The sequence below is a fragment of the Nodosilinea sp. LEGE 07298 genome (assembly GCF_015207265.1).
Lineage (GTDB): Bacteria > Cyanobacteriota > Cyanobacteriia > Phormidesmidales > Phormidesmidaceae > Nodosilinea.
Map to the genome: position 1 here is coordinate 1 of NZ_JADEXE010000493.1, position 2826 is coordinate 2826.

The following is a 2826-nucleotide window of genomic DNA, read 5'->3' on the forward strand; positions in this document are numbered from 1 at the left end:
CCCCAGGGCTGAAACGGGCAGCACCAGCCGGTAATCGGTACCCACCAGCAGCCGCACCCCGTGGGGCACGATCAGCCCCACAAAGCCCACCAGCCCGGCGATGCTGGCGGCCCCGGCGGCGAGAAAGGTGGCAGCAGCGCCGATCAACAGGCGCGATCGCACCAGCGACGTACCCAACCCCACCGCCAGGTCATCCCCCAGGTTCAACACGTTCACCTGACGGGCCAGCAGGCAGCTAGCCACCACCGCCACCACCATCGCAGGCCCCACCAGCCGCATCTCCGCCCAGCCGCGCCCGTTAAAGCTGCCAATCAGCCAGTTCAGCGCCGCCTGAATGCGGCCATCCCGCGCCATCAGCAGCAGCAGCGACTGAATGGCTCCAAAGAACGAGCTAAACGCGACTCCGCCCAAAATTAACCGTTCCACCGACAGCCCGCCTCGGCGGTAGGCCAGCAAATAGACCAGGGCCGTGGTGGCGATCGCCCCCAGCCAGGCCCCCAGGGGCACCCACACCTGCCACAGGCCCAGGGTGACCACCAGCACCACTACCAGCCCTGCTCCCGAAGATATGCCCAGCAAAAACGGGCTCGCCAACCCATTGCGCAGCATTCCTTGCAGCAGCGCTCCAGATACGCCCAGGGCTGCCCCCACCAGCAGCGCCGCCACCAGACGGGGCAGCCGCAAGTCCCACAGAATGACCTGGTGGGTAGCATTGCCCTGGCGCAGCAGTGCCGCCCACAGCTCTGGCCCCGTCATAGCCACCGACCCCTGAGTGAGTGACAGCCCCACCACCAGGGCCAACCCCAGCAGCAGTAGCCCCAGAGTCAAGGTTAGCCGGTACTGCCCCTGCACCGCTCGCACAGTCTGTATAGAAGGTTTTTCCAGCGTCACCATTAGCTAAAGTCCTGTAGCATTTGCTTGATTTTCAGGGTGCGCAACGTCACTGGCCAATCCTGGCCCGAGCATAGTCTTTCAAGAAAAGGCTTGCATTCTCCACTAGGCTCAGCAGGTGCACATCTCTAACGCCTTGTGCCCAGGGTTGAAGTCTTTTGATCGCAGGTTATACAGCCGGTGACGGTGGGCGTCTTCAGTTCAGTACCCATAGGCCTTTATTGAAAAACACTATCAATAAGCATTCACTCGTATTTGCGATCCATTGTCAAGCTTGAGCGGAACCAAACTGTGCAAAGCATGGGAAAACATGCAAGCAATTCTCTTTAACCATCCCTCAGGCTTCCACCTCCCTCAACCGCTCCCAATCCGCCACCGTAATCCTGCCGCCCCGCTGATAGCTCACCGCAGGCTGGAGTTGCTTGAAGAGCCGCACGCACTCTTCGTAGGTGATGCCAATAGTACGAGCCATTTGGTAGTAGGTAAGCCTTGCTCTGAGTTCATCTCCCTCGGCTACGGCCACCGTGCCCTGTTCAGCGGCCACATGCTTTAGGTAGTGCACCAGACGCACGATCGCCCGCTCAGAGACAAGGCCGTGAACCCGGCGATGGAGATCTTGCAGGCGCTGGTTAAACACCACCAGCAAATGCACAGCTAGTTCTGGGGTCTGGGCAAACCCCTGGAGCAGCGCTTGTCACTCTAGGGTCAGCACCGTAGCCGAGGCGATCGCTACCACCGTGGCCGGGGCGCAACCATTGCCAAACAGCGAGGGGGCGGCAAAGACCTCCCCAGGGGGTAACAGGCGCAGAATGCTTTCCTTGCCCGATGTCGCTACTTTGGCTACCCGCAACTGGCCCGACACCAGCACGTGCAGACAGGGCGGCAGCGCATCCCCTTCTCGAAACACTACGGCATTGGCCTCATAATCTGTCAGTCGGCTGGCGGTGGCCAACTGCTCCAGCAGGGCAGGCGTCAGGTCTGCAAATAGCTCAAGGCGCTGCAGTTCAGAACGATCCACGGGGCGCGACATCGGTATAGCTAATCCTGCGTCACTATGAGCTATCTCATAGAACTAATTGAGAATCTTTGTCAAACTCAGGCCATAGCACTCAGGTAGAGACTATGGTTCAAACCTTGATCAATTTCAAAACGGCCCCTGGCCACCAGGTCTTAGCCGCCGCTGGCAAGCAGGCCCTGCGCCCCGGTGGCTATGGCGCTACCGAGCAACTGCTGGGCTGGGCCAACCTGCAACCGGGAGAAACCGTGCTGGAGCTGGCCGCTAGCTTTGGCCATAGCGCGATCGCTCTAGCCCAGCGCTACGGCGTGCGCGTCGTTGGCATTGAGAAGAACCCCGATAGCGTTGCCCAGGCCCGTGCCAATGTCGAGAAGGTCGGGCTGACCGACCAGGTCACTATTCGAGAAGGCGATATTTTCCACCTCGATCAGGTGCCAGAGACCTTTGACTGCGTTTTGGCCGAAGCGATTCTCACCATGCAGTCGGCCCCCGGTAAAGCCAAAATTTTGGCGGGGGTGCGCGATCGCCTCCAGCCCGGTGGCCGCTTCCTCAGCCACGAACTGCTGGCCGACGGTCCCAACCCTGAGATCATCCACAAAGATCTGGCCGCTGCTATTCGGGTCAACGCCCAACCCCTCTCCAGCGACGATTGGATTGCCGCCTACCACCGATCTGGCCTCAACGTTCAGCACCACGCCACCGGCCCCATGACCCTGCTCAACCCCCAACATATCGCTCAGCAAGAAGGTCTGCCCACCCTGATCACCCTCGGTTGGAACTTGCTTACTCGCCCGGTAATCCGCGATCGCATCCTCACCATGCGCCAGGTTTTTCGCCGCCACGCCAGCCACCTCGGCTACATTATCCTCTGCGCCCAAAAACTGGAGTAGGGGCACGGCATACGCTACGAGGTCAACAGT

At 60.4% G+C, this 2826-nt stretch carries 4 protein-coding genes; 1 reads left to right on the forward strand and 3 read right to left on the reverse strand.

Translation table 11 applies throughout. From position 1 onward, the window contains the following. From IQ273_RS32205 to IQ273_RS35585, 3 genes are all read right to left on the reverse strand, one after another. On the reverse strand, nucleotides 1-894 hold an 894-nt coding region (locus IQ273_RS32205; RefSeq protein ID WP_194027156.1), incomplete at its 3' end, for an iron ABC transporter permease. Nucleotides 895-1228: 334 nt separating this feature from the next. Continuing rightward, nucleotides 1229-1543 (reverse strand): helix-turn-helix domain-containing protein, encoded by a 315-nt coding sequence (locus tag IQ273_RS35580; RefSeq protein ID WP_313898328.1) that lies wholly within the window; start codon nucleotides 1541-1543, stop codon nucleotides 1229-1231. A gap of 42 nt (nucleotides 1544-1585) precedes the next feature. Beyond that, nucleotides 1586-1921, reverse strand: a complete 336-nt coding sequence (locus tag IQ273_RS35585) for a cyclic nucleotide-binding domain-containing protein (protein WP_228054308.1) — start codon at nucleotides 1919-1921, stop codon at nucleotides 1586-1588. A 92-nt stretch (nucleotides 1922-2013) separates the two neighbouring features. Here IQ273_RS35585 and IQ273_RS32215 point away from each other — a divergent pair, with 92 nt between their 5' ends. Then, nucleotides 2014-2796 carry a cyclopropane-fatty-acyl-phospholipid synthase family protein gene (locus IQ273_RS32215; protein ID WP_194027157.1) on the forward strand — a complete coding sequence of 261 codons (783 nt, stop codon included), beginning with the start codon at nucleotides 2014-2016 and terminating at the stop codon, nucleotides 2794-2796. Nucleotides 2797-2826 lie beyond the last annotated feature (30 nt).

Excerpts from the sequence above, each read along its gene's own strand:
- IQ273_RS32215 (WP_194027157.1), top strand. The coding sequence starts at position 2,014 with ATGGTTCAAACCTTGATCAATTTCAAAACGGCCCCTGGCCACCAGGTC.
- IQ273_RS35585 (WP_228054308.1), bottom strand. The coding sequence starts at position 1,921 with ATGTCGCGCCCCGTGGATCGTTCTGAACTGCAGCGCCTTGAGCTATTT.